Origin of the sequence: Chromobacterium sp. LK11 (genome assembly GCF_001043705.1) — a bacterium.
Lineage (GTDB): Bacteria > Pseudomonadota > Gammaproteobacteria > Burkholderiales > Chromobacteriaceae > Chromobacterium > Chromobacterium alkanivorans.
This window is the reverse complement of record NZ_LDUR01000016.1, coordinates 246,705-271,776: the sequence shown is the minus strand read 5'-3', so window position 1 is coordinate 271,776 and position 25,072 is coordinate 246,705. Positions and strand designations below refer to the sequence as shown.

27 protein-coding genes are annotated in these 25,072 nt (G+C 62.0%); 6 read left to right on the top strand and 21 right to left on the bottom strand.

Translation table 11 applies throughout. The annotated features are described in order from the left end of the window. Positions 1–133: 133 nt before the first annotated feature. The 8 genes from dnaG to gmk all read right to left on the bottom strand — a co-directional run bounded on the left by dnaG (position 134) and on the right by gmk (position 7,096). Positions 134–1,918 carry a DNA primase gene (dnaG, locus tag VK98_RS11960; RefSeq protein WP_048414238.1) on the bottom strand — a complete coding sequence of 595 codons (1,785 nt, stop codon included), beginning with the start codon at positions 1,916–1,918 and terminating at the stop codon, positions 134–136. A 46-nt stretch (positions 1,919–1,964) separates the two neighbouring features. After that, on the bottom strand, positions 1,965–2,411 hold the full coding sequence (locus VK98_RS11955) for a GatB/YqeY domain-containing protein (RefSeq protein WP_048414237.1): 447 nt from the start codon (positions 2,409–2,411) through the stop codon (positions 1,965–1,967). 188 nt (positions 2,412–2,599) lie between these two features. Then, positions 2,600–2,812 carry a 30S ribosomal protein S21 gene (gene rpsU / locus VK98_RS11950; RefSeq protein ID WP_039756346.1) on the bottom strand — a complete coding sequence of 71 codons (213 nt, stop codon included), beginning with the start codon at positions 2,810–2,812 and terminating at the stop codon, positions 2,600–2,602. A gap of 129 nt (positions 2,813–2,941) precedes the next feature. Then, positions 2,942–3,736, bottom strand: coding sequence for a thiazole synthase (locus VK98_RS11945; protein WP_048414236.1), 795 nt, complete (start codon positions 3,734–3,736; stop codon positions 2,942–2,944). A gap of 27 nt (positions 3,737–3,763) precedes the next feature. Continuing rightward, a complete protein-coding gene (thiS, locus tag VK98_RS11940) occupies positions 3,764–3,967 on the bottom strand; it encodes a sulfur carrier protein ThiS (RefSeq protein WP_048414235.1) in 204 nt (67 codons plus the stop codon). A gap of 1 nt (position 3,968) precedes the next feature. Next, complete coding sequence (locus tag VK98_RS11935; RefSeq protein ID WP_048414234.1) at positions 3,969–6,125, bottom strand: bifunctional (p)ppGpp synthetase/guanosine-3',5'-bis(diphosphate) 3'-pyrophosphohydrolase; 2,157 nt, start codon at positions 6,123–6,125, stop codon at positions 3,969–3,971. Positions 6,126–6,145: 20 nt separating this feature from the next. Further along, positions 6,146–6,352 carry a DNA-directed RNA polymerase subunit omega gene (rpoZ, locus tag VK98_RS11930; protein WP_019103869.1) on the bottom strand — a complete coding sequence of 69 codons (207 nt, stop codon included), beginning with the start codon at positions 6,350–6,352 and terminating at the stop codon, positions 6,146–6,148. A gap of 117 nt (positions 6,353–6,469) precedes the next feature. Continuing rightward, complete coding sequence (gmk, locus tag VK98_RS11925; RefSeq protein WP_048414233.1) at positions 6,470–7,096, bottom strand: guanylate kinase; 627 nt, start codon at positions 7,094–7,096, stop codon at positions 6,470–6,472. Between the two features lie 164 nt (positions 7,097–7,260). On the opposite strand from gmk, the gene VK98_RS11920 reads away from it, so the two are divergent. Both VK98_RS11920 and VK98_RS11915 read left to right on the top strand, forming a co-directional pair. Further along, a complete protein-coding gene (locus VK98_RS11920; protein ID WP_048414232.1) occupies positions 7,261–8,556 on the top strand; it encodes an NCS2 family permease in 1,296 nt (431 codons plus the stop codon). Between the two features lie 103 nt (positions 8,557–8,659). Beyond that, positions 8,660–9,208, top strand: a complete 549-nt coding sequence (locus tag VK98_RS11915; RefSeq protein WP_048414231.1) for an adenine phosphoribosyltransferase — start codon at positions 8,660–8,662, stop codon at positions 9,206–9,208. Between the two features lie 59 nt (positions 9,209–9,267). On the opposite strand, the gene VK98_RS11910 is transcribed toward VK98_RS11915, so the two are convergent. The 4 genes from VK98_RS11910 to VK98_RS11895 all read right to left on the bottom strand — a co-directional run bounded on the left by VK98_RS11910 (position 9,268) and on the right by VK98_RS11895 (position 11,849). Beyond that, a complete protein-coding gene (locus VK98_RS11910) occupies positions 9,268–10,020 on the bottom strand; it encodes a hypothetical protein (protein ID WP_156187839.1) in 753 nt (250 codons plus the stop codon). 71 nt (positions 10,021–10,091) lie between these two features. Continuing rightward, positions 10,092–10,385 (bottom strand): hypothetical protein, encoded by a 294-nt coding sequence (locus VK98_RS11905; RefSeq protein ID WP_156187838.1) that lies wholly within the window; start codon positions 10,383–10,385, stop codon positions 10,092–10,094. A gap of 34 nt (positions 10,386–10,419) precedes the next feature. Continuing rightward, a complete protein-coding gene (locus tag VK98_RS22790; protein ID WP_053077348.1) occupies positions 10,420–11,508 on the bottom strand; it encodes a DUF1700 domain-containing protein in 1,089 nt (362 codons plus the stop codon). Beyond that, a complete protein-coding gene (locus tag VK98_RS11895; protein ID WP_048414228.1) occupies positions 11,505–11,849 on the bottom strand; it encodes a PadR family transcriptional regulator in 345 nt (114 codons plus the stop codon). The genes VK98_RS22790 and VK98_RS11895 overlap by 4 nt, the downstream gene beginning before the upstream one ends. A 317-nt stretch (positions 11,850–12,166) precedes the next feature. Here VK98_RS11895 and VK98_RS11890 point away from each other — a divergent pair, with 317 nt between their 5' ends. Next, complete coding sequence (locus VK98_RS11890) at positions 12,167–13,204, top strand: patatin-like phospholipase family protein (RefSeq protein ID WP_048414227.1); 1,038 nt, start codon at positions 12,167–12,169, stop codon at positions 13,202–13,204. A 63-nt stretch (positions 13,205–13,267) separates the two neighbouring features. Here VK98_RS11890 and arcC read toward each other — a convergent pair whose 3' ends face one another. The 6 genes from arcC to VK98_RS11865 form a co-directional block, all read right to left on the bottom strand. Beyond that, positions 13,268–14,212 (bottom strand): carbamate kinase, encoded by a 945-nt coding sequence (gene arcC, locus VK98_RS11885; protein WP_019103860.1) that lies wholly within the window; start codon positions 14,210–14,212, stop codon positions 13,268–13,270. Positions 14,213–14,344: 132 nt separating this feature from the next. Continuing rightward, positions 14,345–15,355 carry an ornithine carbamoyltransferase gene (locus VK98_RS11880; RefSeq protein WP_019103859.1) on the bottom strand — a complete coding sequence of 337 codons (1,011 nt, stop codon included), beginning with the start codon at positions 15,353–15,355 and terminating at the stop codon, positions 14,345–14,347. Positions 15,356–15,488: 133 nt separating this feature from the next. Then, the gene (locus VK98_RS11875) at positions 15,489–16,721 is read right to left on the bottom strand and encodes an arginine deiminase (protein WP_019103858.1); all 1,233 of its coding nucleotides are present in this window, start codon (positions 16,719–16,721) and stop codon (positions 15,489–15,491) included. A gap of 85 nt (positions 16,722–16,806) precedes the next feature. Continuing rightward, on the bottom strand, positions 16,807–18,246 hold the full coding sequence (gene arcD, locus VK98_RS11870) for an arginine-ornithine antiporter (protein WP_048414226.1): 1,440 nt from the start codon (positions 18,244–18,246) through the stop codon (positions 16,807–16,809). A gap of 497 nt (positions 18,247–18,743) precedes the next feature. Continuing rightward, positions 18,744–18,872 carry a DUF3149 domain-containing protein gene (locus VK98_RS23340; RefSeq protein ID WP_019103856.1) on the bottom strand — a complete coding sequence of 43 codons (129 nt, stop codon included), beginning with the start codon at positions 18,870–18,872 and terminating at the stop codon, positions 18,744–18,746. Positions 18,873–19,135: 263 nt separating this feature from the next. Beyond that, positions 19,136–20,164, bottom strand: coding sequence for a CDP-6-deoxy-delta-3,4-glucoseen reductase (locus VK98_RS11865; RefSeq protein WP_048414225.1), 1,029 nt, complete (start codon positions 20,162–20,164; stop codon positions 19,136–19,138). A 38-nt stretch (positions 20,165–20,202) separates the two neighbouring features. Between VK98_RS11865 and VK98_RS11860 the strand changes: the two genes are divergently transcribed. Together VK98_RS11860 and trmB are read left to right on the top strand one after the other, a co-directional pair. Continuing rightward, complete coding sequence (locus VK98_RS11860; protein ID WP_048414352.1) at positions 20,203–21,123, top strand: NAD(P)H-binding protein; 921 nt, start codon at positions 20,203–20,205, stop codon at positions 21,121–21,123. 36 nt (positions 21,124–21,159) lie between these two features. Beyond that, positions 21,160–21,840, top strand: a complete 681-nt coding sequence (gene trmB, locus VK98_RS11855; protein ID WP_048414224.1) for a tRNA (guanosine(46)-N7)-methyltransferase TrmB — start codon at positions 21,160–21,162, stop codon at positions 21,838–21,840. A 31-nt stretch (positions 21,841–21,871) separates the two neighbouring features. Here the strand turns inward: trmB and VK98_RS11850 are convergent, their stop codons facing one another. Beyond that, positions 21,872–22,357: a glutathione peroxidase gene (locus VK98_RS11850; RefSeq protein WP_048414223.1), complete on the bottom strand. Its 486-nt coding sequence runs from the start codon at positions 22,355–22,357 to the stop codon at positions 21,872–21,874. 56 nt (positions 22,358–22,413) lie between these two features. Between VK98_RS11850 and VK98_RS11845 the strand changes: the two genes are divergently transcribed. Beyond that, positions 22,414–22,893: a DUF1841 family protein gene (locus tag VK98_RS11845; protein WP_048414222.1), complete on the top strand. Its 480-nt coding sequence runs from the start codon at positions 22,414–22,416 to the stop codon at positions 22,891–22,893. A gap of 293 nt (positions 22,894–23,186) precedes the next feature. On the opposite strand, the gene VK98_RS11840 is transcribed toward VK98_RS11845, so the two are convergent. Further along, positions 23,187–24,137 carry a D-2-hydroxyacid dehydrogenase gene (locus VK98_RS11840; RefSeq protein WP_048414221.1) on the bottom strand — a complete coding sequence of 317 codons (951 nt, stop codon included), beginning with the start codon at positions 24,135–24,137 and terminating at the stop codon, positions 23,187–23,189. Between the two features lie 11 nt (positions 24,138–24,148). Beyond that, positions 24,149–24,931 (bottom strand): DUF2189 domain-containing protein, encoded by a 783-nt coding sequence (locus VK98_RS11835; RefSeq protein WP_048414220.1) that lies wholly within the window; start codon positions 24,929–24,931, stop codon positions 24,149–24,151. Positions 24,932–25,072: the final 141 nt, after the last annotated feature.

The window sequence follows — 25,072 nt, the reverse complement described above, 5'->3', positions numbered from 1 at the left end:
ACAGTTGATAATAACACAAGCAAACAACGCTGTTTGTGTAGCCCTGCGGGGCGCTTTTAAAACCGCGGCATCGCTTTCGGCAATCCGGCGCTCGCGCCCGATTGCTCCGCGATCCGCCGCGGCGGCGACGTCGTCAAGCGTTCGGCGCCAGCAAATCCCGCAGCAATTCCCCTAGCAATCTGACTTCTTCCGGAGTCAGGCCTTCGTTCCGGTCCTTTTGTTTTAGCCGCTCCACCTGAGTTTGATGCAGCAATTTCAGGAGCTTGGCCGCGCCGTCCTGGAACTGCTGTCTATCCTCCTCGCTGGGATCGGCGAACTCGTCCGGATCCTGCATGGCCTGCTGCAGAACACTATCCACCAGCCCTTCGTATGGAGTGCCACGCAGGCTTTCCATCAATTGCGCCGTATTCGGCGGCTGGTCGTGCCCTTGCACGCATTCGGCCAACATGGCAAAACAGGCAAGCTCGTCGGACAGTGCCATGCTGTCCGGCAAACGCACATCGCCGGCCCAACCAGGGTTCAACAGCAGCCATTTGATCAGGCGCGTTACCATGGAGGACTGTGGCGGGCGATGCGATACCTCCGGCAAACGGTGCTCCCGCTTGCCTTTGCGCTCCGACTTCCTTTGGCCCGTCGTCAACATGTCGAATTCGTCGACATCCACACCGGCGAGTTCCGCCAGTCTTTTCTTGATGATGAAGCCCAGTGCCGGAGCGGCAATCTGCGCCAGAAGGGGGGCGGCCTGACGAATCAGATCGGCCTTGCCTTCCGGCGTGGTCAGGTTCACCTCGCGACACAATTCGCGGGTGAAGTAAACGGACAGAGGCAGGCTCTGCTCTTCCAATACTTTTTCAAAGGCCTCGGCGCCGAACTCGCGGATATAGCTGTCCGGATCGTGCTCCTGCGGCAGGAACAGAAAGTTCAGCGCCTTGCCGTCCTGCAATTGCGGCAGGCTGTTTTCCAGCGCGCGCCAAGCCGCTTTTTGACCGGCCTTGTCGCCGTCGAAGCAGAAATACACCTGGTCCGCGTGGCGCATCAGCTTGCGCGCGTGCTCGCCGGTGGTGGCGGTGCCCAGCGTGGCCACCGCGTAAGCGACGCCGAACTGAGCCAGCGCCACCACGTCCATATAGCCTTCGACCACCAGCACGCGGTTTTTATCCCGTATCGCCTGCCGCGCCTCGTAGAGGCCGTACAACTCCCGGCCCTTCTCGAACAAGGGCGTTTCCGGCGAATTCAGGTACTTGGGCTCGCCCTTGCCCATCACCCGGCCGCCGAAGCCGATGATGGCGCCGCGCTGGTTGCGGATCGGGAACATCACCCGATCGCGGAAGCGGTCGTAACGCTGGCCCTTCTCTTCATTGACGATGACCAGGCCGGTATCGACGAGTTTGTCGTCCTGGTAGTCCGGAAACACCGCCTCCAGGTTCTGCCAGCCGTCCGGCGCGAAGCCAAGGCCGAAGCGGCCGGCCACTTCGCCGCTCAAACCCCGGCCTTTCAGATAGGAAATGGCGTTGGGCGCGGACTTCAGCTGCTGTTTGTAGTAGCCTGCGGCCATCTGCATCATCTGTTCCAGCGACAGCTTGCGCTCGCGCGCGGCGCGGCTGGCTTCCGGGTTGGCGTGGGCGCGGCTGTCCGGCACCTGCATGCCGACGCCTTCGGCCAACAGTTTCACCGCGTCGACGAAGCCCAACCCCTGGTATTCCATCACGAAGCCGATGGCCGAGCCGTGGGCGCCGCAGCCAAAGCAGTGATAGAACTGCTTGGACGGGCTCACCGTGAACGACGGCGACTTTTCCTTATGAAACGGGCAGCAGGCCAGATAGTTCTGACCGCCCTTTTTCAAAGGGACGTAACGGTCCACCACGTCGATGATATCGACGCGGGACAACAACTGATCAACGAAATCCTGAGGGATCAAGCAAGGTCACCGATGGCGCGGGCCGACAAGCCGGCCCGCTGCCGGCTCAACCGGCCAGCTTGGCCTTGATGCAGGCGGACACCTGCGCCATGTCGGCGCGACCGGCCAATTGCGGCCGCAACAGCCCCATCACCTTGCCCATGTCCTGCATGCCGGCGGCGCCGCTGTCGGCGACGGCCTTGACCACCAACGCGTCGACCTCCTCGGCGGACAGCTGCTGCGGCATATAGGCCATCAGCACGTCCATCTCGAATTTTTCCTTGTCAGCCAGGTCCTGACGCTGGGCCGCCTCGTACTGGCTGACCGAATCGCGGCGCTGCTTGAGCATCTTGTCGATGACGGCGACGACGCCGGCGTCATCCAGCTCCACGCGCTCGTCCACTTCCTTCTGCTTGATGGCCGCCAGCAACAGGCGAATGGCCGCCAGTTTGTCGCTTTCCCGCGCTTTCATTGCAGATTTCATGTCGTCGCTGATTCGCTGCTTGAGGCTCATTGCTTGCTTTCCGGAAGATGACCGCCACCCGTCGCGGGCGGCGAGTGCGCACTTAGAGAGAGTCAAACCCTGATGACATTGGTTTTGAAGGGTTCAAAACCCATGCCGTCAGAGTCTGCAAACGGGGAACTACAAATGGCAAAACCGCAGGCTAGGCCTGCGGTCCTGCTTACTGACCAGACGAACTCTTAGTAGAGTTTCGGCGGCAGCATTTGGCTGCGGATGCGCTTGTAGTGGCGCTTAACGGCAGCGGCGTGCTTGCGCTTGCGCTCGGCAGTCGGTTTTTCGTAGAACTCGCGGGCGCGCAGTTCGGTCAGCAGACCGGTTTTTTCCACTGCGCGCTTGAAGCGACGCATTGCAACTTCAAACGGCTCGTTCTCTTTAACACGAATGTTCGGCATTGAATCTAGTATCCTTAGTTCCTAGCGTCCAGACGTGGCTGGAGCTATAAAAAACAGCATTTTAACAACGTTACGCGGTTTGGAAAAGTCTGAAGCGTTCCGACCAAGCAATCTGTGGCGCTTTACGCATCACGGCTTGACGGAAGAAATCACCCCCTCACTAGGAGAACTAGGTACTGCACTATAAAAACGTTTCGGCATCCGGCCGGCAAGATATGCCGAGCGGCCTGCTTCTACAGCCTGTTTCATGGCGTGGGCCATCAACACCGGTTGTTGCGCGGCGGCAATCGCGGTGTTCATCAGCACGCCATCGCAGCCCAGTTCCATCGCGATCGCCGCGTCGGACGCGGTGCCGACGCCGGCGTCAACCAGCACGGGAACCTTGGACTGCTCGATAATCAACTTCAAATTCCACGGATTCAGAATCCCCATCCCGGAGCCGATCAGGCTGGCCAGCGGCATGATGGCGCAGCAGCCCATTTGCTCCAGCTCGCGCGCGATGATGGGATCGTCCGAGGTGTACACCATCACGTCGAAGCCCTCGGCCACCAGCACTTCAGCGGCTTTCAGGGTTTCCTTGACGTTGGGGAACAAGGTGTTCGGATCGCCCAGCACTTCCAGTTTGACCAGACGGTGGTCGTCCAGAAGCTCTCTGGCCAGGCGCAAAGTGCGGATGGCGTCGTCGGCGGAATAACATCCCGCCGTATTGGGGAGAAGGTTATACCGGTTTTTGGGCAAAAAGTCCAGCAAATTGGGTTCGCCCGCATTCTGCCCCAGATTGACTCGGCGAATGGCGACGGTGACGATTTCCGTTCCCGACGCGTCCAGCGCTTGGGCCGTTTCCTCAAAATCCCGATACTTGCCGGTTCCCACCAGCAAACGCGAATTGTAAGCCTTGCCTGCGATGATCAGTTGATCCGCCACTCCTGCACCTCTATTCAGCTTTGCCGCTCAGCCTCCGCCGACGGCCACCACGATTTCGAGTTCGTCGCCGTCGGCCAGCCCGGTGGCCGGATACCGGCTGCGCGGCACGATCTCGCCATTCTTTTCCAGCGCCACGCGCTTGCCGGCGATGCCCAGCGCCGCCACCAGCTCGGCCACGTTGGCGACGCCGGCCAGTTCTCGGCCCTCGCCGTTGATCTTGAGTTTCAGCATCTCATCTCCGTTGCACGCGCTGCACCACCGGCAGCACGCGAATGGCGCTCAGCACCCGCTCCAGATGCTCGACGCCCTCCACCTGCAGACGGAAGTGGATATTGAACAGGCCGTCGCCGTCGCGGCTGCTGTCCTGGGTGTCGGCGCTTTCGATATTGGCCGAGGCCTGCGAGATCGCGGTGGCGATGTCGGCCAGCGCGCCGCGCTCGTTGCGGGACAACACGCCGACGGTGACGCCGAACATGCGGTCGCGCTGCGCCTCCCAATTGACGTCCAGCAGCTTGTCGTGATCCGCCCGCCGCGCGTTCGGGCAGCCCTTGCGGTGTATCACCAGGCCCTGGCCCTTGGTGATCACGCCCAGGATGTCGTCGCCCGGCAGCGGGTTGCAACACGGCGACAGCTGCACCATGCCGCCCTCGTTGCCGCGTATCGTCACCGGCCCCACTTTCACTTCCTCGCCCAGCCGCTCGCCGGCCAGCTCCAGCAAGCGCCGCGCGACCACGATGGGCATCAGCTTGCCGGCGCCGATGTCGGCCAACACGTCCTGGTGCGAGGCCAGCTTCTCGCCGAAGGCGGCCAGATACTCCACCCACAGCTCCTCGCTCAGCGTCAGCGGCGTCACCGCCAGCGCGCCGATCGCCTGTTTGAGCAGCTTTTCGCCCAGACCGACCGCCTCTTCCTGCTGCAGGCTCTTCAGATAGTTGCGGATGCCGGAACGCGCGCGCCCGCTCTGCACGAAGGTCAGCCAGGACGGATTGGGCTTGGCCTGAGTGGAGGTGATGATTTCCACGGTGTCGCCGTTGCGCAGCACGGTGCGCAGCGGCACCAGCGCGTGGTTGACGCGCGCGGCGATGCAACGGTGGCCGATGTCGGTATGCACCGCGTAGGCGAAGTCCACCGGCGTCGCGCCCTGCGGCATCACCATGATTTTGCCCTTGGGCGTGAACACGTAGACCTCGTCCGGGAACAGGTCGATCTTGATGTGCTCTAGGAATTCGACCGGATCGTCGCTCTCCTCCTGCATGTCCATGATTTTCTGCAGCCACTGGTGGGTGCGCTGCTGCGCGGTGTTGACGCCGTCGCCGCTCTTGTACATCCAGTGCGAGGCCACGCCGGCCTCGGCCACGCTGTTCATCTCGCGAGTGCGGATCTGCATCTCCACCGGCGTGCCGTAGGGACCGAACAAGGTGGTGTGCAGGCTCTGATAGCCATTGCCCTTGGGAATGGCGATGTAGTCCTTGAATTTGCCGGGGATCGGCTTGTACAGGCTGTGCAAGGCGCCCAGCGCCAGGTAACAGCCGGGAATGTCGTTGACGACGACGCGGAAGCCGTAGATATCCAGCACCTCGGAAAACGACAGGTGCTTTTCCTGCATTTTCTTGTAGATGCTGTAGAGGTTTTTCTCCCGCCCCTTGATGGTGGCTTCGATATTGCTCTGCACCAGCTTCTGGCTGACGGACTGCAAGATCTTGGTCACCACCTCGCGGCGGTTGCCGCGCGCGGCGCGCACCGCCTTGGACAACACCCCGTAGCGATGCGGGTGCAGGTGCTTGAACGCCAGGTCCTGCAGCTCGCGGTAAACCTTGTTGAGGCCGATGCGATTGGCGATCGGCGCGTAGATTTCCAGGGTTTCCAGCGCGATGCGGCGGCGCTTGTCCTCGCGCATCGAATCCAGCGTGCGCATATTGTGCAGCCGGTCCGCCAGCTTGACGATGATGACGCGGATGTCGCGCGCCATCGCCAGCACCATTTTGCGGAAGCTTTCCGCTTGCGCGGTTTCCTTGGTCTGGTATTCCAGCCGCTCCAGCTTGGAGAGGCCGTCCACCAGGTCGGCGATGATCTTGCCGAATTTTTCGATCAGCGTCGGCTTGGTGACGCCGGTGTCCTCCAGCACATCGTGGAGCAGCGCGGCGGCGAGGCCCTGCACGTCCAGCCGCCACTCGGCCAGCATGCCGGCCACCGCCAGCGGGTGGGTGATGTAGGGTTCGCCGCTCTTGCGGGTCTGCCCTTCGTGCGCCGCGCGGCTGACTTCAAAAGCCTGCCGCAACAGCTGGACGTCCTCCGGCTTGAGATAACGCGCGACTGACTCGAAAAACGCTTGCGCTTCGCTGTCGATCAGGGCGTTATAGTCGATTTCATCCTCGATGCCGGTTGCCATAACCCACCACCCACTTGCAATCAGGCTTTGCCGCGGCTCAGGACTTCCTTGCCGACGTGGCCGGCGGCGATTTCACGCAGCGCGACGACGGTGGGCTTATGACGGCCGGCTTCAACGAAGGGGCTGGCGCCGGAAGCCACTTGGCGCGCACGGTAGGCCGCGGCCAGGGTCAGGTCGAAACGGTTCTGGATGCGGTCCAGGCAATCGTCAACAGTAATACGGGCCATGTGCTTTCTTTCCTCAAAGTTGCCAAGGGCGTTGTCGGTCGCCATTCTTGCGGCCGCGGCAACGCCCAGGGGATCACTATATCTAAATTTTAGTCGACTCACCAACAAACGGTCGGATCAGCCGCCCTGCCCCATCCGCGCCAGCATCGGGGCCAGCTTGCGACACTGGATGGCGCTGCGCAGCCGGTTGGCGCGCACCACGCTGATCAGATCGAGGCGGGCGCGCTCGAAATCGTCGTTGACCACGATGTAGTCGTACTCGGAGATCTTGTCGATCTCGGCGCGGGCCGAGGCCAGCCGGCGGCGGATCACTTCCTCGCTGTCGGTGGCGCGGCCGCGCAGACGGCGCTCAAGCTCTTCGATGGACGGCGGCGCGATGAAGATGCCGATCGCGTCGGGGAAGACTTTGCGCACTTGCTCGGCGCCCTGCCAGTCTATCTCCAGCAGGATGTCCTGCCCCACGTCCAGGCGGCCGCGTATCCACGACGCGCTGGTGCCGTAATAGTTGCCGTAGACCTCCGCGTACTCGAGGAAATCGCCGCGCTCTATCATGGACTTGAACGTCGCCTGGTCGACGAAATGGTAATGCTTGCCGTCCACTTCGCCCTTGCGCGCCGCGCGCGTGCTATAAGAAATGGACAGCTCCACGGAAGGTTCCGCGTCTAGCAAGGCCGCCACCAGCGAGGTTTTCCCCGCGCCGGAAGGAGCGACCACGATAAAGATATTACCGGTTGGCTGGCTCATGAAAAGGTACTTCCTGCCAAATGAGTAATTCTCCAGAATACCATAAGCGCGCGTCTACTGTTAATCGCCAAGTTATTTTCACGTCAAGATTTAGGTAAATCTCTTCAGGCTGAATAAAATGGCTCGTTTTTTTCCTACCTATCTCCTTTGGAGCGCGTTTCGCCATGCAATTCCTTGACAGCTTCTTCAAGCTGAAAGAACACGGCACCACGGTGAAGACCGAAGTCATCGCCGGCTTTACCACCTTCCTGACCATGGCTTACATCATCCTGGTCAACCCGCTGATCCTGTCGAGCACCGGCATGGACCTGAACGCCGTCTTCGTCGCCACCTGTCTGGCCGCCGCCCTCGGCACCGCCATCATGGGCCTGGTGGCCAATTACCCGATCGCGCTGGCGCCGGGCATGGGTCTGAACGCCTACTTCACCTTCAGCGTGGTCAAGGGCATGGGCCTGTCCTGGGAGACCGCGCTGGGCGCGGTGTTCATCTCCGGCATCGTGTTCCTGGCGGTGAGCCTGTTCCGCGTGCGCGAGGCCATCGTCAACGCGATCCCGCAATCGCTGAAATTCGCCATTTCCGCCGGCGTCGGCATGTTCCTCGCCATCATCGCGCTGAAGAACGCCGGCGTGATCGCGCCGCATCCGGAAACCTATCTGACCCTGGGCGACATCCACAAGCCCACCACCCTGCTGGCCGTGCTGGGCTTCTTCCTGATCGTGGCGCTGGAATACCGCAAGGTGCCGGGCTCCATCATCATCGGCATCCTGGTGGTGACGGTGCTGTCCATCGCCATGGGCCTGTCTCCGTTCAAGGGCGTGGTGGCGCCGGTGCCGAGCATGGCGCCCACCTTCATGAAGATGGACATCGCCGGCGCGCTGCAAGCCGGCCTGATCGGCGTGATCTTCGTGTTCTTCTTCGTCGATCTGTTCGACACCACCGGCACGCTGGTCGGCGTATCGCATCGCGCCGGCCTGCTCAAGGACGGCAAGCTGCCGCGCCTGAAGCGCGCGCTGCTGGCCGACTCGGTGGCGATCACCGCCGGCGCGGTGATGGGCACCTCGTCCACCACCGCCTATGTGGAATCCGCCGCCGGCACCGCCGTCGGCGGCCGCACCGGCCTGACCGCGATGGTGGTGGCCGTACTGTTCCTGGCCTCGCTGTGGCTGTCGCCGCTGGCGGCCACCGTGCCCGCCTACGCCACCGCGCCGGCGCTGTGCTATGTGGCGGTGCTGATGGCCCGCGGCCTGGCCGAAATCGACTGGAGCGATCTGACCGAATCCGCTCCGGCGGTGATGACCGCGCTGGCGATGCCGTTCACCTTCTCCATCGCCGACGGCATCGCCTTCGGCTTCATCAGCTACGCGGTGATCAAGATCCTGGCCGGCCGTTTCTCCGACCTGAAGCTGCCGGTGCTGGTGATCGCCGCGCTGTGGATCTTCAAGCTGGCTTTCTTCCACTGAAACGTCAATAATTGATGCGGACTCCTGGCCTGCCGCGCTGCGCGGCGGGCTTTTTCTTGTGGGCCGCGCGGCGACTCTCTTCATTTCGAAGTACAATAAGGCCATGGAAAACCTTAGCAATCTCGACTACTCCAGCTATCTGAAAGGCTGGATCCGCAATGTGCCGAACTGGCCGCAACAAGGCGTGATGTTCCGCGATATCACCCCGTTGCTGCAGAATCCCAAGACCTTCCGCATGCTGATCGACATCTATGTGCACCGCTACATGATGGAGAAGGTGGACCTGGTGGCGGGCCTGGACGCGCGCGGCTTCATCATCGGCTCGGTGCTGGCTTACGAGTTGAACGTGGGCTTCGTGCCCATCCGCAAGCGCGGCAAGCTGCCTTTCACCACGGTGGAAGAAGAATACGAACTGGAATACGGCAACGCCGCGGTGGAAATGCACACCGACGCCTGCAAGCCGGGCGACCGCGTGATCCTGATCGACGACCTGGTCGCCACCGGCGGCACCATGATGGCCGGTTACAAGCTGCTCAAGCGCATGGGCGCCGACGTGCTGGAAGCCGCCGCCATCATCGAACTGCCCGAGCTGGGCGGCGGCAAGCTGGTGCGCGACGGCGGCCTGGAGTTGTTCACCGTCTGCGCCTACTGAGCCGGACTCGCCGGCCACGCGAACGGAGCCCTGGGGCTCCGTTTTTGTTTGGCCGCGCCTTAATTCGCCTCCACCGCCACTTTCAGCGCCTGGCCGCGCGCGCTCAGCTTCAACGGCGCGCCGGCGGTGCTGGGCAGCTTGCTGTCCACCGAGGCCGCCGCGCCGCGCACTTCGTACTGCAGCGTCGCGGATTTCGGCAGCGTCAGCGACAATTTTCCGGTGGTGGCGTCCAGCGACAAGGAGCCGCTGGGCTTGGCGTCGGTCAGCTTCACCTTCGCCTTCACCGCCTGGCCGTCAAAAACCATCTCGCGGCTGCTGCCCTCGAAACCCAGCGTCAGCGCCTGTCCCTTGAGCGCCAGCTTGTCGTAAGCGCCCTTGGCCTGGGCTCGGATCGCGTCGGCGGACATGGACAAGCTGGCCGCCTTGCCGTCCAGCGTCAGATCCACGGCCCGGCTGTCTACCCGGATCGCCGAATAAGCGCCGTGAATCGACCCCTTGACCGCGGCCAGCCCCAACTCCACCTGCTTGCCCGGCTTCAGATTGCCGGCGATCTCCAGCCCGCAACCGGCGCCCAGCAGTTTGTCGTTGAGCTTGACCGTGATGGTGACCACGCCGCCCTCGCGCCTAAGCTGGGCGCTGCACTGCTTGACGTCCCAGTTGCTCTTGTTCAGATCGAGCTGATACGGCCGCTTGTCGTCCGCGCTCAGCTTGAGCACGGCGGAGTCGCCGTTGATCACCAGTTTTTCAATCGGCGCCTCCGCCGCGTGAACCGCTCCGCCGCACGCCATGCCCGCCAAGATCAAACACCGCATTGTCCCGCGCATCATCACCGCCCCCTTTCTCAAGTTGATGCCGCCGCCGTGGCCGGCGGCGGCCGTCTCCATCACTGCATGAACAGCCAGTACATCGCGACCACGCCGCAAGCGGCCGCCATCCCGCCCAAAGCGTGGCGAGTCAGCCGCGCCCACTGCGCGCTCAGCGAGCCTTGGCGCGCAAAGGCCGAGACGGTCCGCCGCCGGGAGTCCGCCAGCGCGGCGATCAGCCGGCTCTCATTGCGCTGATCGGCCACCGCGTCGCGAATGTATTCGCGATAATCGCTGAGAATCTTGCGCAGCTCAGCTTCGGGCAAGCGCTCCATGGTCAGTTGCAATTGTTGAATGCATGCGTCGTGTTTCATGTTTCTCTCCCAAATCCGGTAAAAATCTCACTCTTCACACCGCGTTGCCGCCCAAGCTCCTGCCCGCCACCAAGTCGATCTGATAACGGACGTAGTGCACCAATCCGCGCCAGGTCAGCCGCGTCAGCCATACGCAGAACACCAGCCCCAATCCACCAACCAGCAACAGCACCAGACCGCTGACCGCCGCCGACCCCTGCAGCGACAAGCCCGGAATGCCATTGATCTCGAAATGGTCCTTGCCGTCCTTCAGCGACAGCCGGTTCTCCTTGATCACCAGCGAACTCTCGCCGTCGCTCAACACCAGATCGCCCGCTTGCCCGGCCTCGCCGGCGGCGGCGGAAGCTTCCGCCGAGATCATCCGCCAGCGCAGCGAGCGGCCGTCCCCATCCTGCGCCAGCACCATGCTCTCGCCGTCGCCCGACGTCAGCGTCAGCGCGCTCAGTTGACCGCGCTCCAGGCTGACCGCGCGCTCGCTCTCGCGTTTGATCGATTGCCGCGCGGCCGCATTGCTGGCGTCCACTTTCAACTCGCCGCCGTCGTAGCTGACCCGCACCGGATCGCCGCTCCGCAGTTGCAGGCTGGCGGTTTCATCCTCCTCCAGCGTCAGCAGCAGCCTCCCCTGCCTCAGGGTCACGCCGTGGACCGGCTTTCCGTCGGCCTCGACTTTGAACTCGACCTTGCCGTTCACGGGCGACAGGCTGGGCTCCAGCTCCGGCCAGCCGAACAGGCTGTTGCCGCCCCAGGCCGCCACCAGCGCCACCCCGGCGATCAGCAGGCTGCCGGACACCATGTAGCCGATGGACAGGCACAGCAGATAGAGCATGAAGGGCAGCGCCAGAAAGAAATTCAGCACGCCCAGGCCGGCAACCGAGGCCACCACCCTCATCAAATTGCCGAAGGAGCGATGGTTTTCCCATTGACGGTAATGCGCCTGCGCCTTCAGTTCCTTGGCCAGCTTCTGCGGGCTGCCCAGCGCGGCGACCACCTCGTCCTCGGCGCGGCCGGCTTCTTGCGCGTCGTTGAAATACTCGTGGTAGTCGGCGACGATTTCACGGATTTCCTCGGCCGGCATACCGGCCAAGGCCTGTTCCAATTGCGCCAAAAACGCTTTGCGATTCATGCTTGTTGTTCTCCCGACTTGTCTGCCGCCGGCAGGCGGCTCAGCACGCTGCCCACTTCGCTGACGAACTCCTGCCACTCGCGCCGCATCAGCTCCAGCTCCCGCTTGCCCGCCTCGGTCAGCGCGTAATACTTGCGCGACGGCCCGGACGCCGATTCCACCAGATAGGTGCTGACCCAGGATTCGTTCTGCAGCCGGCGCATCAGCGGATAAATCGTCCCTTCGCTGATTTCCATCGTGCGCGACAAGGTGCTGACCAATTCGTAGGCGTAACTGTCTGACTGGGCCAATACCGCCAATACGCACATGTCCAGGGTCCCCTTCTTCAACTGGGTTTTCATCTTGCCTTCCTTGAAACCGCCCGGTCCTTCTCGCCCAACTACCTTGCATTGCAAGATAGCTAGACGGACCAAGGCATAAATCTGCTTGTGATTGCACTATACAAACCACTACCTTGTACCGCAAGGTATCTTTCATTACCCAATGACAAATAATTCTTGCTGCGGCTTTCTCGCAACAAATCAGAATGTCATTACTGACACCATATTGCGTTGCAAAATACGCCTTGCCATCCATAATTCAACAGCAACAATGACATTGAACTAAATATCAACCAAACCGGTTCCCGCAACCGGCTACTCTTTCGACGGGGATTTCGATGGCAAAAGCAAACAGGCCCAGCATTGCGCTGGTCTTGGGCGGCGGCGCGCCCAACGCAACCTTGATGGCCGGCGCGCTGGTCGCGCTGATGGAGGCCGGCGTCGAATTCGACATCATTTCCACCTCCGGCGCCGGCGCCATCGTCGGCCTCTTGTACGCGGCGCCGCGCAAGGGCACGCCGCTGGACAATTTGCGCCGGCTGGCCGATCTAGGCGTATCCGATCCGATTTACCGGCTGCTGCCGATCAACTACAAGGTGTTCAACAAGCCCGGCCCGGCCGCCGACCTGTGGCGCAGTTGGCAAAGCCAGAATCCGCTGTTGCAGTCCATCCAGCAACAGGCCGACCAAGGACCCTGGCAGCGCCTGCTGGCGGACTGGACCTCGCTGCTGCTGGCCACGCTGTGCCCCAGCGATCTGGGCCCCAACAGCCAAGGCCTGTGCGCGCACGTGCCCTTCATCGAGGAGATCGTGGATTTCGATCGCCTCAAGGCCATTGCGCCGCAGTTCTACCTTAACGCCTACAACATCACCCGCGGCGAGATGCGCTGCTGGGACAAGAGCGAAATCGGCCACGAGCACTTCCTGGCCGCGCTGTCCTTTCCCTTCATCTACCCGCCGTATCCGTTGGCCGACGGCGACTACATCGAAGGCGCGGCCATAGACACGCTGAACTTCAAGCAGTTGTTCCGCGACCACCCGCATATCGACTACACCCTGGTGTTCGACGTGCTGGGCAGCGACAGGCTGCTGCACCCGCCGCGCGGCCTTTACGACGCCTGGGTGCAATCCATCATCACCCCGCTGACCGAAATCGCGCGCGACGACCTGAAGCTGTTCGAGGCCTTGCACAACAAGGACGATCAAGGCCGGCCGCGCACCGAAGTGCTGAAGATCCAGTTCGACAAGCTGATTGACCCGCAGCGCCGCGCGGAAGAGTTGGACTGGTCGCACTCCAATCTGTCCCAGCTATATCAGATCGGCTATCAGGCCGGACAGGATCTGCTCCGCCAGCACCGCGGCAAGCTGCTGGGCTAGGTCTAGACGACAAAAAGGGCTGCCTGACGGCAGCCCTTGACGCTTGGCTAAGCACCGGCGACATCAATACCAGCTGATGCCTGCCTTCTCGGTGGAGATTACGGTGCCGGCCTCGCCCTTGACGATTTTCTCGATGTCTTCCAAGGCGCCGATCACCGCTTTCTTGCCGGTCAGGCGGGCGAACTCGCAAGCCGCTTCCACTTTCGGACCCATCGAGCCGGCGGCGAAGCCCAGCTTGTCCATTTCGTCCGGATGCGCCTGCTTGATCGCCTTGGCTTCCGGCGTGCCCCAGCCGACGAACACGCTCTTCACGTCGGTGGCGATCACGAAGTAGTCGGCGTCGATTTCGCGCGCCAGCAAGGCGGAGGCCAGATCCTTGTCGATCACCGCTTCCACGCCCACCAGCTTGTCGCCCTCGTACATGGTGGGGATGCCGCCGCCGCCGGCTGCGATCACCACCACGCCTTTTTCGATCAGCCACTTGATCGGGCGCATTTCGAAGATGCGCTTCGGTTTCGGGCTGGGCACCACGCGACGGAAGTATTCGCCGTCGGCCTTCACCGTCCAGCCTTTTTCCGCGGCCAGCTTGTCGGCCTCTTCCTTGCTGTAAACCGGGCCGACGAACTTGGTCGGGTTCTTGAAGGCCGGGTCCTTGGCGTCCACTTCGGTCTGGGTCAGGATGGTGGCGATCGGCACTTCGAACGGCAGCACATTGCCCAGCTCCTGCTCGACCATATAGCCGATCATGCCTTCGGTCTGCGCGCCCAGCACGTCCAGCGGATAGGGCGTCACTTTTTCGTCCACGTGGCGGGCGTAGGCGTCGTTCTGCAGGCCCAGCAGACCCACTTGCGGCCCGTTGCCGTGGCACATCACCAGGTTGTGGCCCAGCCGGGTCACGCCGGCCAGTTGTTCGGCGGCCACTTTGACGTTGGCGCGCTGATTGTCGGCGGTCATGGCCTCGCCGCGACGTTGCAGGGCATTGCCGCCCAGAGCTACGACGACTCGCATATTCTGTTCCTCGCTATTGCCGCGCCCGCCGTCTGCGACGGCGAGCCGCGTTCTTGATGTGAAACCGGCCAAGGTTCCCGGTCAGGGAAGCCTTGGCCGGCAAAAGTGCAGTTAGGGATGCCTAAGACCGGATCAATCGCCCAGCGTGGCCACCAGGATGGCCTTGATGGTGTGCATGCGGTTCTCGGCCTGTTCGAAGGCGATGCAGGCTTCGGACTCGAACACGTCCTCGGTCACTTCAATGCCGTTGGCCAGGTCCGGATACTGCGCGGCGATTTCCTTGCCCACCTTGGTTTCGCTGTTATGGTAGGCCGGCAGGCAGTGCATGAACTTCACTTGCGGGTTTTCGGCGGCGGCCATCAGCGCGGCGTTCACTTGGTAAGGCTTCAGCAGCTTGATGCGTTCGGCCCAGACTTCGGCCGGCTCGCCCATCGACACCCATACGTCGGTGTGGATGAAGTCGGTGCCTTTGACCGCGGCTTTGGCGTCTTCGGTCAGCGTGATGCGCGCGCCGGTCTTGGCGGCGATTTCACGGCACTGCGCCACCAGCTCGTCGGTCGGCCACAGGTGCTTGGGCGCGCCGATGCGCACGTCCATGCCCAATTTGGCGCCGATCACCAGCAGGGAGTTGCCCATATTGTTGCGGGCGTCGCCCAGATAGGTGTAGCTGATCTGGGAGATAGGCTTGTCGCTGTTTTCCCACATGGTCAGCACGTCGGCCAGCATCTGGGTCGGGTGCCATTCATCGGTCAGGCCGTTGTACACCGGCACGCCGGCGAACTTGGCCAATTCGGTCTCCACCATGTGCTGGTCGAAGCCGCGGTATTCGATCGCGTCATACATGCGGCCCAGCACGCGGGCGGTGTCCTTCATCGATTCCTTGATGCCGATTTGCGAACCGGACGGCCCGAGGTAGGTCACGTTGGCGCCCTGGTCGTAGCAGGCCACTTCAAACGCGCAGCGGGTGCGGGTGGAGGTTTTTTCAAAGATCAGGGCGATGTTCTTGCCCTTCAGGTGCTGCTGTTCGGTGCCGGTGTACTTGGCGCGCTTCAGGTCGCGGGCCAGGTCGAGCATGTAGCGGATTTCGCGCGGGGTGAAGTCCAGCATGCGGAGGAAGTTACGGTTGCGCAGATTGAAAGCCATGATATTGCTCCTGATTAGAGTCTGGGCAAGCCGGCCGTCGTTTCCGGGGAAACCGGCGGTCAACCTGTCTTTTTGCACATGAATTTTAAGTTGTCCTCCCGGCCGCGCCCGCGGCCGGGATACTACAGCCGAATTACACTTTCACTTCGTCTCGAGTGATCGGGCAAGTCATGCAGTGACCGCCGCCGCGGCCGCGGCCCAGCTCGGAAGCCGGAATCTCGATCACTTCCACGCCGTGCTCGCGCATCAGGCGGTTGGTGTAGGTGTTGCGGTCGTAGGCCACCACCACGCGGCGATCCAGCGCCACCACGTTGTTGCCGTCGTCCCACTGTTCGCGTTCGCGCTGGTAGGCGTCGCCGCCGGTCTGGATCACGCGGATTTCCTTGAGACCCAGCGCCTGGCGCACCACTTCCACCAGGTGCACGCCCTCATGGCGTTCGAAGCGGATTTCGCCTTCGCGGTCGCCGGCGTACATGCTGGTGCATGTGATGTCGTCCACCACGTCCGGGAACAGCGACAGCAAGTCGATGTCGAGGAAGCTGAACACGGTGTCCAGGTGCATCGCCGCGCGGGACTTAGGCATCTGGCAAGCGATCACGCGAGTGGCGCCGCCTTCCTTGCCCAGCACGCGCTTGGCCACTTGCACCACCGCCTGCGGGCTGGTGCGTTCTCCCATGCCGATCAGGACCACGCCGTTGCCGATCGGCATCACATCGCCGCCTTCCAGCGTGGCCGGGCCGTGTTCCTGGTCGCAATCGCCCCACCATACTTTCACCTTGCCGGCGAACATCGGATGGAATTTGTAGATGGATTGCAGAATCAGGGTTTCCTGGCGGCGAGCCGGCCAGTACATCGGGTTCAGCGTCACGCCTTCATAGATCCAGCAAGACGGGTCGCGCTGGAACAGGCTGTTCGGCACCGGCGGCAGCACGAATTCGGACTGGTCCAGGTAGCCGCCGAACAGGCCTTTCGGGTCGAACGGCAGTTCGAACTTGGCGATGCCGCCCACCAGATGCTCGGCCAGTTGCGAAGACGGCATTTCATCCAGCCAGCTGCGCAGATCGCGCAACATGCCGATACCTACGTTGTCGGCCTTGACCTTGCGGTCCAGGATCCAGGCGCGGGAAGCCTTGTCGTCCAATACCTTGGCCAGCGCGTCGTGCACCTCCACCACCTCGATGCCGCGGGAGCGCATTTGCTCAACCATGTAGGCATGGTCTTTTTGCGCGCGCTCAACCCAGATCACGTCATCGAACAACAGGCCGTGGCAGTTGTCCGGGGTCAGGCGCTTATGCGCCAGGCCGGGACGGCACACCATCACAGTTCGCAACTTGCCGCACTCGGAATGAACACCAAACTTGGTCATGACAAACTCCTTAATGATATTGGGGGAGCTGGTGGAGGCCCGTGGATCTCGCGCGCCTCCGGTAATCTTCTTACAAGGTTCCGGCTTAGAGCGTCAGCGCTCCGGTAGCCAGTTCGTAGGCGGCGAACAAGCCCGCCACTACAATCAGTGCCGCCAGTACCGCCTCGGCGCCGGTGAACGCTTTCTCGCCGCGTTCCTTGCGAGCCCACAGGTAGAACAGCAGACCCGGGGCGTACAGCACCATGGACAGGAACAGATACTTCAGACCGGCGGCGTAGATCAGCCAAACACCGTAGACCGAAGCGACGGCGGCGATGCTGAACTCTTTGCCGCTGGATTCGCCCTGGGCGTAGCCCTCGCCGCGCTTGGCCACCAGCAAGGCGTAGCCGGAGCACAACAGGTAAGGAATCAGAATCATCGAAGTGGCCAGCGACAGCAGCGCCAGGTATCCCGCGGAACTGAACAGCGTGATGATCAGGAACAGTTGGATCAGGCCGTTGGTCAGCCACAGCGAGGCGGCCGGGGAGCCATTGGCGTTGGTGGTGCCGAATACCTTGGGCATCACGCCGTCCTTGCCCGCCAGGTAGGGCGCTTCCGAAGCCAGCAGCGTCCAGGCTAGCAGCGCGCCGCCCACCGAAATCACCAGGCCGGCGTTCATCAGATTGGCGCCCCAGGGGCCGATGGCTTTTTCCAGCACATAGGCGGTGGACGGGTTTTTCAGCGCGGCCAGTTCAGCTTGCGACATCACGCCCAGCGACAGCACCGACACCGCTACCAGCAGGGCGATGGTCAGCAGGAAGCCGATCACGGTGGCCTTGCCCACTTCTTTCATGTTTTCCGCACGGCTGGAGAACATCGACGCGCCTTCGATGCCGATGAACACCCACACCGTCACCAACATGGTGCTCTTGACTTGATCGACGACCGAGCCGAGTTTGGCCGAGCCCCAGAAGTCCAGATTAAAGGTATCCACTTTGAAAGCGAAGATGACCAGCAGGATGAACAGCGCCAGCGGCACCAGTTTGGCCACGGTGGTGATGGTGTTGATGAAGGCCGCGCCGTGCACGCCGCGCAACACCAGGAAATGCAAGGCCCACAGCAGAATGGACGCGCAGACGATGGCGGTGGTGGTATTGCCCTCGCCGAACACCGGGAACCAGAAGGCCAGCGCCGAGAACATCACCACAAAGTAGGACACGTTGCCGATCCAGGCCGAAATCCAGTAACCCCAGGCCGAGTTGAAGCCCATGTAGTTGCCGAAACCGGCCTTGGCGTAGCCGTAAACGCCGCCTTCCACTTCAGGCTTGCGATTGGCCAGCATCTGAAAGGCGAATGCCAGAGTCAACATCCCGAAGAAGGTAATCACCCAACCGATCAAGATGGCGCCGGCTCCGGCGCCCGCCGCCATGTTCTGCGGCAGCGAGAAGATGCCGCCGCCGATCATGGAGCCCACCACCAGAGCGGTCAGCGCGCCAAGCTTGAGCTTGGGAGCGCCGCCGCCTTGGGTTTCAGTTTCCGTAGACATTTTCGTTCTCCGTGAGAGTACATTAACCTGCAAATCTGTTGTTATATAATTAAATTCTTATCATCTGAGACAATGGTATACCTCGGATTTAGTGATCGCCAGAACAGTCGAACATCCGTTTGACCTGCATCAAATAGCGCCCCTTCGCCCTATCCCTCCCACAATGGCAATAGAACAAAAGCTTTATAGAACCCCCTCATTGGAATGACAAAATAATAAAATGTGCAGTGCACAAAATATTTATTTAATTCTTATTAAACAATTTCTAACTATTCGAACGCACGAAAACTTGCCGGAGAGAGCGGCGCTTCGTTCAGGAAGGGAGACATCGGGGCAAGGAGAGTTGGGGAGGTCGGGTCCGGCCGCACCGCCGCGGCCGACGAGGAGAATCAGACCGGCGCCAACGCGCAACACGCAAAAAAAAGTGGATGCGGCCCACCACCGCATCCACCAACACACACATCAAGAGGATAAACGTATCCTGTTTGCTCAGGCGCTCACTCCGGTTTTTTCACGTTCTTGAAAATCGCCACCAGAGCGCCCAGCACCACCAAGGTGGTCACCACAATGGTCACCAGGCTTAAAATGCCGACATCGTCGGAGAGAAGCAGAGTCAGAAGTTCCATCGCCACTCCTTTTCCGGGGCCACGCCCCATATAGGTTTCTTGACCCTCATCTTAGCCAGTTGGGCCGCCCGCCCATTGACCCAAATCAAACGGCATGACCTCCAAGTTTGATGCAAGACAAATAAAAAGCCCCTGGCTCGCGCCAAGGGCTCATTTCCTAAAAATCAGAAACTTATATCATTACAGTTGTTCATACGGCGATACAGTTCGAATCAGTTTCGCTGCAAAAACTGGCTCACGTCATGGATGCCTGGCCGGCATCCTCACTTGCTGCCGCCCATGTCCTTGGACAGGAAGAAGGCGTCGGAGAAGAACTCGTCCTCCGGCAAGCCGCGCTCGCGGGTGAAGCTGCCATGCGCGGCCTCCACCATCAACGGCGCGCCGCAGGCGTAAACCTGATAGCCGGACAGGTTGTCGAAATCCTCCAGCACCGCCTGGTGGACGAAGCCGGTGCGGCCCGCCCATTCGTCGGTGGGCAGCGCGTCGGACAGCACCGGGATGAAGGTGATATTGGGGTTCTGCGCTTGCCAGGCGCCGGCCAGCTCCGCCATATAGAGGTCGGCCTTGGTGCGCGCGCCCCAGTAAAACACCATCTCGCGCTGGATGCCGCTATGGATCGCATGCTCGATGATGCCCTTGACCGGCGCGAAACCGGTGCCGCTGGCCACGAAAAGGATGGGCTTGTCCGAATCCTCGCGCAGGAAGAAGGAACCCAGCGGCCCCTTGAAGCGCATGATCTCGCGCTCCTTCATCTGGCTGAACACATAGTCGGAGAACGAGCCGCCGGGCTGATGGCGGATGTGCAGTTCCAGGAAGGCGTCGTCATGCGGCGCGTTGGCGATGGAGAAGCTGCGCTTCTTGCCATCCTTCATCAGGATGTCTATGTATTGACCGGCCTTGAACTGCAAACGCTCGGAAACCGGCAGCTTGAGCTTGAGCACCGCCACGTCGTGGATTTTTTCGATTTTTTCGACGCGGCACGGCAGGGTCTTGATCTGGATGTCGCCGGCGCCGGCCACTTCGCGCGCCTCGATGGTGATGTCGCCCTGAGGGCGGGCGCAACAGAACAGCGCCATGCCTTGGGCGCGCTCGGCCTCGGTCAAGGCTTTTTCCTGGAAGCCGTCCTGGCTCACTTCGCCTTCCACTACCTTGCCTTTGCAGGCGCCGCAAGCGCCGTCGCGGCAGCCGTAGGGCAGGCCCACGCCCTGGCGCAATGCCGCTTCCAATACGGTTTCATGCGGCTCGACGCCAAATGTATGCCCGCTAGGGAGCACTTTCACCTGCGCTGTCATCTGTTTCCTCTACTCAATATCTGGCTAAAATGCGCATCATGCGAACCTTGATGATCATCGGCGCCGGCGATGTCGCGCGCCGCGCCCTGCCGGAACTGACCCGCCGCTGGCGGGTGCTGGCGCTGTGCCGTTCCAGCGCAAGCGCCGAAGCGCTGCGCCGCCAGGGCGTCACGCCCATTCGCGGCGACTTGGACGACCCCGCCACTTTGCGCCGCCTGGCCGGCCTGGCCGACGATCTGCTGCTGACCGCTCCCCCCCAGGAAACCGGCCGCAAGGACTTGCGCATGCGCAAGTTGTTGTCTGCGTTGGCAAAAGGTTGCAGGATACCACAGCGCCTAGTCTATATCAGCACCAGCGGCGTGTACGGCAACGCCGACGGCGCTTTGCTGGACGAAGGCGCCCGCCCCCGCCCGCACAACGACCGCGCCTGGCGGCGGCTGGACGCGGAAAGCCAATTGCGCGGTTTCGCCGTCGCCCACGGCAGCCAGCTGACGGTGCTGCGCGCGCCGGGCATCTACGCCGACGACCGCCTGCCGCTGAGCCGCTTCGCCTCGCAAACGCCGCTGATCCGCCCGGAAGAGGACAGCTGGAGTAATCACATCCACGCCGACGACCTCGCCGCTGCCTGCGCGGCCGCCTTGCGCCAATGCCGCGGCGGCCCGCGCGTATACAACGTCAGCGACGATCAGCCGCTGCCGATCAGCGAATGGTATCGCGGGCTCGCCGCCGCGCTTGGCCAAACCTTGCCGCCGCTGCTGCCGCGCGAGGAAGTCCGCGCCCGGGTCTCCGCTGGTCTATGGTCTTATATGATGGAGTCCAGACGGCTCAGCAACCGGCGTTTGCGCCGGGAATTGCTGCCGGAACTGCTCTGGCCCGACACCGCCGGCTACCTGACGGCGCTGGCCCTGGCGCCGGAACGCATCGCCGCCGCGCTCGCCTCGGCGGCCAAGATTCGGTAACATCGCGGTTTTTTTGAGTTTTCAGCAGGCTTCTCTATGGAAAATCCGGCATTTCAACGCGCCATCCGCAGCTTCGTGCTGCGCCAAGGCCATCTGTCTCCCGGCCAGCAACGCGCGATGGACGAAGGCATGCCGCGCTGGGGCATCGAATACCGCCCCGAGCGCATCGATCTGGAGCAGGCCTTCGGCCGCGCCGCGCCCAAGATCCTGGAGATCGGCTTCGGCATGGGCGGCGCCACCGCCGAAATCGCCGCCGCCAATCCGGCCCAGGACTACCTTGGCGTGGAAGTGCATTCCCCCGGCGTCGGCAATCTGTGCAAGCTGATCGCGGAAAAGGAATTGAGCAATCTGCGCATCATCCGCCACGATGCAGTGGAAGTGCTGGACCACATGCTGGCCGACGGCAGCCTGGACGGCGTGCACATCTTCTTCCCCGACCCCTGGCACAAGAAACGTCATAACAAGCGCCGCCTGATCCAGGCGCCGCTGGTGGAGAAACTAGTCTCCAAACTCAAGCCGGGCGGCTATCTGCACGCAGCCACCGACTGGGAAGACTACGCCTTGCAGATCATGGACGTGTTCAGCGGCCAGCCTCAGTTGGTCAACACCGCCGACGGCTACGCGCCGCGCCCGGACTACCGCCCGCTGACCAAGTTCGAAGCCCGCGGCATCAAGCTGGGCCACGGCGTGTGGGATGTGATTTTCCGCCGGAGCTGATGTCCTCCCGGACCCGCCGCCAGCGGCGGGTCTAGCCGCCTTTAGGCAGCAAAGCCTCCAAATCCTCCAACAATTCGTGCGGCTCCACCGCCGGCTCGTAACGTTTGACCACCCTGCCCTTGGCGTCGATCAGGAATTTGGTGAAGTTCCACTTCACCGGGTGCGGATGCGTGGAGTCGGCCTGGGTCAGCCAGCGCCACAGCGGGTGAGCGTTCGGCCCATTGACCTCCACCTTGGCGAACAGAGGGAAATCCACCTCGAAACGCGTGCGGCAAAAACGCTCGATCTCGGCCTCGCCGCCCGGCTCCTGGCCGCCGAACTGATTGCAGGGGAAGCCCAGCACCACCAATCCGCGGCCGCCTAGATGACGCTGCAGATCCTGCAAGCCGGCGTACTGCCGGGTGTAGCCGCACTCGCTGGCGGTATTCACCACCAGCGCCACCTGGCCGGCGTACGCCGACAGCGGCTGTTCGCTGCCGTCTATGCGCGCGGCGGAGAAGTCGTAAAGCGTGGTCATGGCCACCTCCGTCTCGTATAATGAGCGCTCCCGAGAATCCACTCAGGCACTATCCGATGTTGTTCAATCCCAGCCGGCAGGACGCCCGGCGCTTCTTCTTCGACACCTGGCAGAAATCCAAATCCGGAGCGGACTTGTCCGACCTGGAAAAAATGGTGCTCCCCATTCTTATAGACCACCCGGAGTATCACGCCATTCTGGATAAGCCGGAACAGTATATGGAACAGGAGTGGACTCCGGAAATGGGCCAGAGCAATCCCTTCCTGCACCTGGGCCTGCATGTGGCGATTGAGGAACAACGCTCCATCGACCAGCCCTTCGGCATCCGCTCGCTGTACGCGCAGCTGGCGCTGCGCCACGGCAGCGAGCATCAGGCGCAACATGTGATGATGGACTGTCTCGGCGAAATGATCTGGCACGCTCAGCGCCATGGCGGCGGACCGGACGTAAACCGCTACATCGGCTGTATTCGCGGCAAGCTGGGCATGGGAGCGGAAGAGCAGCCCAGGATCAACCCCAAGGACATCCCGGACTGAGGCCGCGCCTCGTCGCCCTCGCCCAACGCCCGGCTCCGCCGGGCGTTTTGCATTGGCGGCGGCAGGCAAAAAAAGAGCCGTGGGGGAAACCCTCCACGGCGATCAAGCGGGGCAGCTCGTACTGGCAGAGCCAGAAGAGCCTCCTCATGCTATTCCCACAATAAACAAAATGCAAATAGTTTTTTAACAGTTAACAATAAATAAAATATCAAATCATTTATATGAATGTTTTATTTAAAATATGCCGTCAAAAAAGCCGGCCAAGGCCGGCTTGATCCTGAATCCCGTTCACCTCACAACAAACGGTTGCGCTCGGTGCCGGCGACAAAAGCCGCGATATTGTCCACCAGCTGCGCGGCCAGACGCTCCATCGCCTGGCGGCTGGCCCAGCCCACATGAGGGGTGACGATCAGATTGGGCAAGCGGGTTTTCAACAAGGGATTGCCGTGAACCGGAGGCTCCTCGCTCAGCACGTCGAAACCTGCGCCGCCCAGTTGCCCGTATTTGAGCGCGGCCACCAGATCCTCTTCGTTGACCAGACCGCCGCGCGCGGTGTTGATCAGCAAGGCGCCGGGCTTCATCACGATCAATTCCGGCTGGGCGATCAAATCCCGGGTGTCCTCGGTCAGCGGACAATGCAGCGAGATCACATCGCATTGCGCCAAGGCTTCGGCAAAAGCCACATGCCCGGAGCGCACGTCCTTGGCGCCCTTGCGCTCGACGAACAGCACCTGCATGCCAAGCGCGCCGGCCATCTCCGCCAGGCGCAGGCCGATGCCGCCCGCGCCGACAATGCCCAGGGTCGCGCCGCGCAGATCGCGGATAGGCGCGCCGAAATGACAGAACTGGCGCGATTGCTGCCACACTCCGGCGGCGACGTCGCGCTGATAGGCCGGCAGGTTCTTGGCCAACGCCAGCATCAGGGTCAGCGCGTGCTCCGCCACCGTGTCGTCGCCGTAATGGCGGATGTTGCAGACCGCGATGCCCAGCTCGCGACAGGCGTCCAGGTCGACATGGTTGTAGCCGGTGGCGGCGATCGCCACCAGTTTCAAGCCCGGCAGCTGTTCCAGGGTTTCCCGCCGCAACGGCACCTTGTTGGTGATGACGATGTCCGCCCCCGAGCAGTTCATCGCCGCGTCTTCGACGCTGGTGGAGGGAAACTCGTGATACTCGGACGGGAACGGCAGAAGCGGAACCGGGACAGGCAAGCTGTCCCGGTCAAGAAACACGACGGAGTGGGTCATCGGCTATTCAGTCATCTCTCGAAAGTGATCAAATCGCGGTACGCATGCCAACTGGCCAGCGCCAGAACCGGCATGATGATGATCAGGCCCAGGAAATAAGTCACAAAGCCCACCGCGCTCAGCGCCACAATGATAGCCGCCCATATGCCCATCGTCAGCAGATTCTTCAGCACCGCCTGCACGCTGGCGATCATCGCCGTGACGGTGTCCACCTCCTTGTCCAGCATCAAGGGGATGGAAACCACGCTGACCGAGAACACCACCTGAGCGAACACAAAGCCCACCGCGAAGTAGGCCACCAGGAAGGCGATATTGTCGGGATTGAAGGCGTTGACCACGATGTCGTTCAAGGACGGCAAGGCGGCGGTGTCGTAGAACAGCGCGAACATCAGCAGGGACACCCGGAACCAGCCGAACACCAGCACCGCCAGCAAGGCCGCGTACAAGGTGAAGGCCGGCAGATTCACGCGCCAGGCCGCCATGCTGTGCGCCAGCTTCACCCGGCCATGGCCGTCGAAAGCCTCCATCTGCTTGGCGATGTCGTACAGGCCTATCGCCAGGAAAGGGCCGGCCAGCAGAAAGATGGTGGCGAAGGTGATGATCAGTTCAGGAGAGTGCTCGGAGTACAAGGTCAGCAAATACCCCATCAACACGAAAACCGCGCCGTAAAACAGGCAGTCGGCCGGGGCTTTTTGAAAGTCGCGGAAGCCTTTTTTCAGCCATTGCAACGGCCGGGAGGTTTCCACCCTGCGCGCAACCGGGCGGTCGCGCGGGATATCGTGAGTCGCGTCCATGACAAGTCCCCCTCAAGGATACGATGCAAGGCAGCCCTCGCATCCTTACCGTTATACGCCACGCGCAGTAAAACACAAGCTGACCGTCCGGCTGCTATAATCCCGCGATTGCCACGGCCCCTGGCGAACACGGCGTTTCGC

Coding starts and splice junctions, on each gene's coding strand:
- VK98_RS11955 (WP_048414237.1), bottom strand. CDS start 2,411: ATGAGCCTCAAGCAGCGAATCAGCGACGACATGAAATCTGCAATGAAA.
- rpsU (WP_039756346.1), bottom strand. CDS start 2,812: ATGCCGAACATTCGTGTTAAAGAGAACGAGCCGTTTGAAGTTGCAATG.
- thiS (WP_048414235.1), bottom strand. CDS start 3,967: ATGCTGAAACTCAAGATCAACGGCGAGGGCCGAGAACTGGCCGGCGTC.
- VK98_RS11935 (WP_048414234.1), bottom strand. CDS start 6,125: ATGGCAACCGGCATCGAGGATGAAATCGACTATAACGCCCTGATCGAC.
- rpoZ (WP_019103869.1), bottom strand. CDS start 6,352: ATGGCCCGTATTACTGTTGACGATTGCCTGGACCGCATCCAGAACCGT.
- gmk (WP_048414233.1), bottom strand. CDS start 7,096: ATGAGCCAGCCAACCGGTAATATCTTTATCGTGGTCGCTCCTTCCGGC.
- VK98_RS11920 (WP_048414232.1), top strand. CDS start 7,261: ATGCAATTCCTTGACAGCTTCTTCAAGCTGAAAGAACACGGCACCACG.
- VK98_RS11915 (WP_048414231.1), top strand. CDS start 8,660: ATGGAAAACCTTAGCAATCTCGACTACTCCAGCTATCTGAAAGGCTGG.
- VK98_RS11910 (WP_156187839.1), bottom strand. CDS start 10,020: ATGCGGTGTTTGATCTTGGCGGGCATGGCGTGCGGCGGAGCGGTTCAC.
- VK98_RS11905 (WP_156187838.1), bottom strand. CDS start 10,385: ATGAAACACGACGCATGCATTCAACAATTGCAACTGACCATGGAGCGC.
- VK98_RS22790 (WP_053077348.1), bottom strand. CDS start 11,508: ATGAATCGCAAAGCGTTTTTGGCGCAATTGGAACAGGCCTTGGCCGGT.
- VK98_RS11895 (WP_048414228.1), bottom strand. CDS start 11,849: ATGAAAACCCAGTTGAAGAAGGGGACCCTGGACATGTGCGTATTGGCG.
- VK98_RS11890 (WP_048414227.1), top strand. CDS start 12,167: ATGGCAAAAGCAAACAGGCCCAGCATTGCGCTGGTCTTGGGCGGCGGC.
- arcC (WP_019103860.1), bottom strand. CDS start 14,212: ATGCGAGTCGTCGTAGCTCTGGGCGGCAATGCCCTGCAACGTCGCGGC.
- VK98_RS11880 (WP_019103859.1), bottom strand. CDS start 15,355: ATGGCTTTCAATCTGCGCAACCGTAACTTCCTCCGCATGCTGGACTTC.
- VK98_RS11875 (WP_019103858.1), bottom strand. CDS start 16,721: ATGACCAAGTTTGGTGTTCATTCCGAGTGCGGCAAGTTGCGAACTGTG.
- arcD (WP_048414226.1), bottom strand. CDS start 18,246: ATGTCTACGGAAACTGAAACCCAAGGCGGCGGCGCTCCCAAGCTCAAG.
- VK98_RS23340 (WP_019103856.1), bottom strand. CDS start 18,872: ATGGAACTTCTGACTCTGCTTCTCTCCGACGATGTCGGCATTTTAAGC.
- VK98_RS11865 (WP_048414225.1), bottom strand. CDS start 20,164: ATGACAGCGCAGGTGAAAGTGCTCCCTAGCGGGCATACATTTGGCGTC.
- VK98_RS11860 (WP_048414352.1), top strand. CDS start 20,203: ATGCGAACCTTGATGATCATCGGCGCCGGCGATGTCGCGCGCCGCGCC.
- trmB (WP_048414224.1), top strand. CDS start 21,160: ATGGAAAATCCGGCATTTCAACGCGCCATCCGCAGCTTCGTGCTGCGC.
- VK98_RS11850 (WP_048414223.1), bottom strand. CDS start 22,357: ATGACCACGCTTTACGACTTCTCCGCCGCGCGCATAGACGGCAGCGAA.
- VK98_RS11845 (WP_048414222.1), top strand. CDS start 22,414: ATGTTGTTCAATCCCAGCCGGCAGGACGCCCGGCGCTTCTTCTTCGAC.
- VK98_RS11840 (WP_048414221.1), bottom strand. CDS start 24,137: ATGACCCACTCCGTCGTGTTTCTTGACCGGGACAGCTTGCCTGTCCCG.
- VK98_RS11835 (WP_048414220.1), bottom strand. CDS start 24,931: ATGGACGCGACTCACGATATCCCGCGCGACCGCCCGGTTGCGCGCAGG.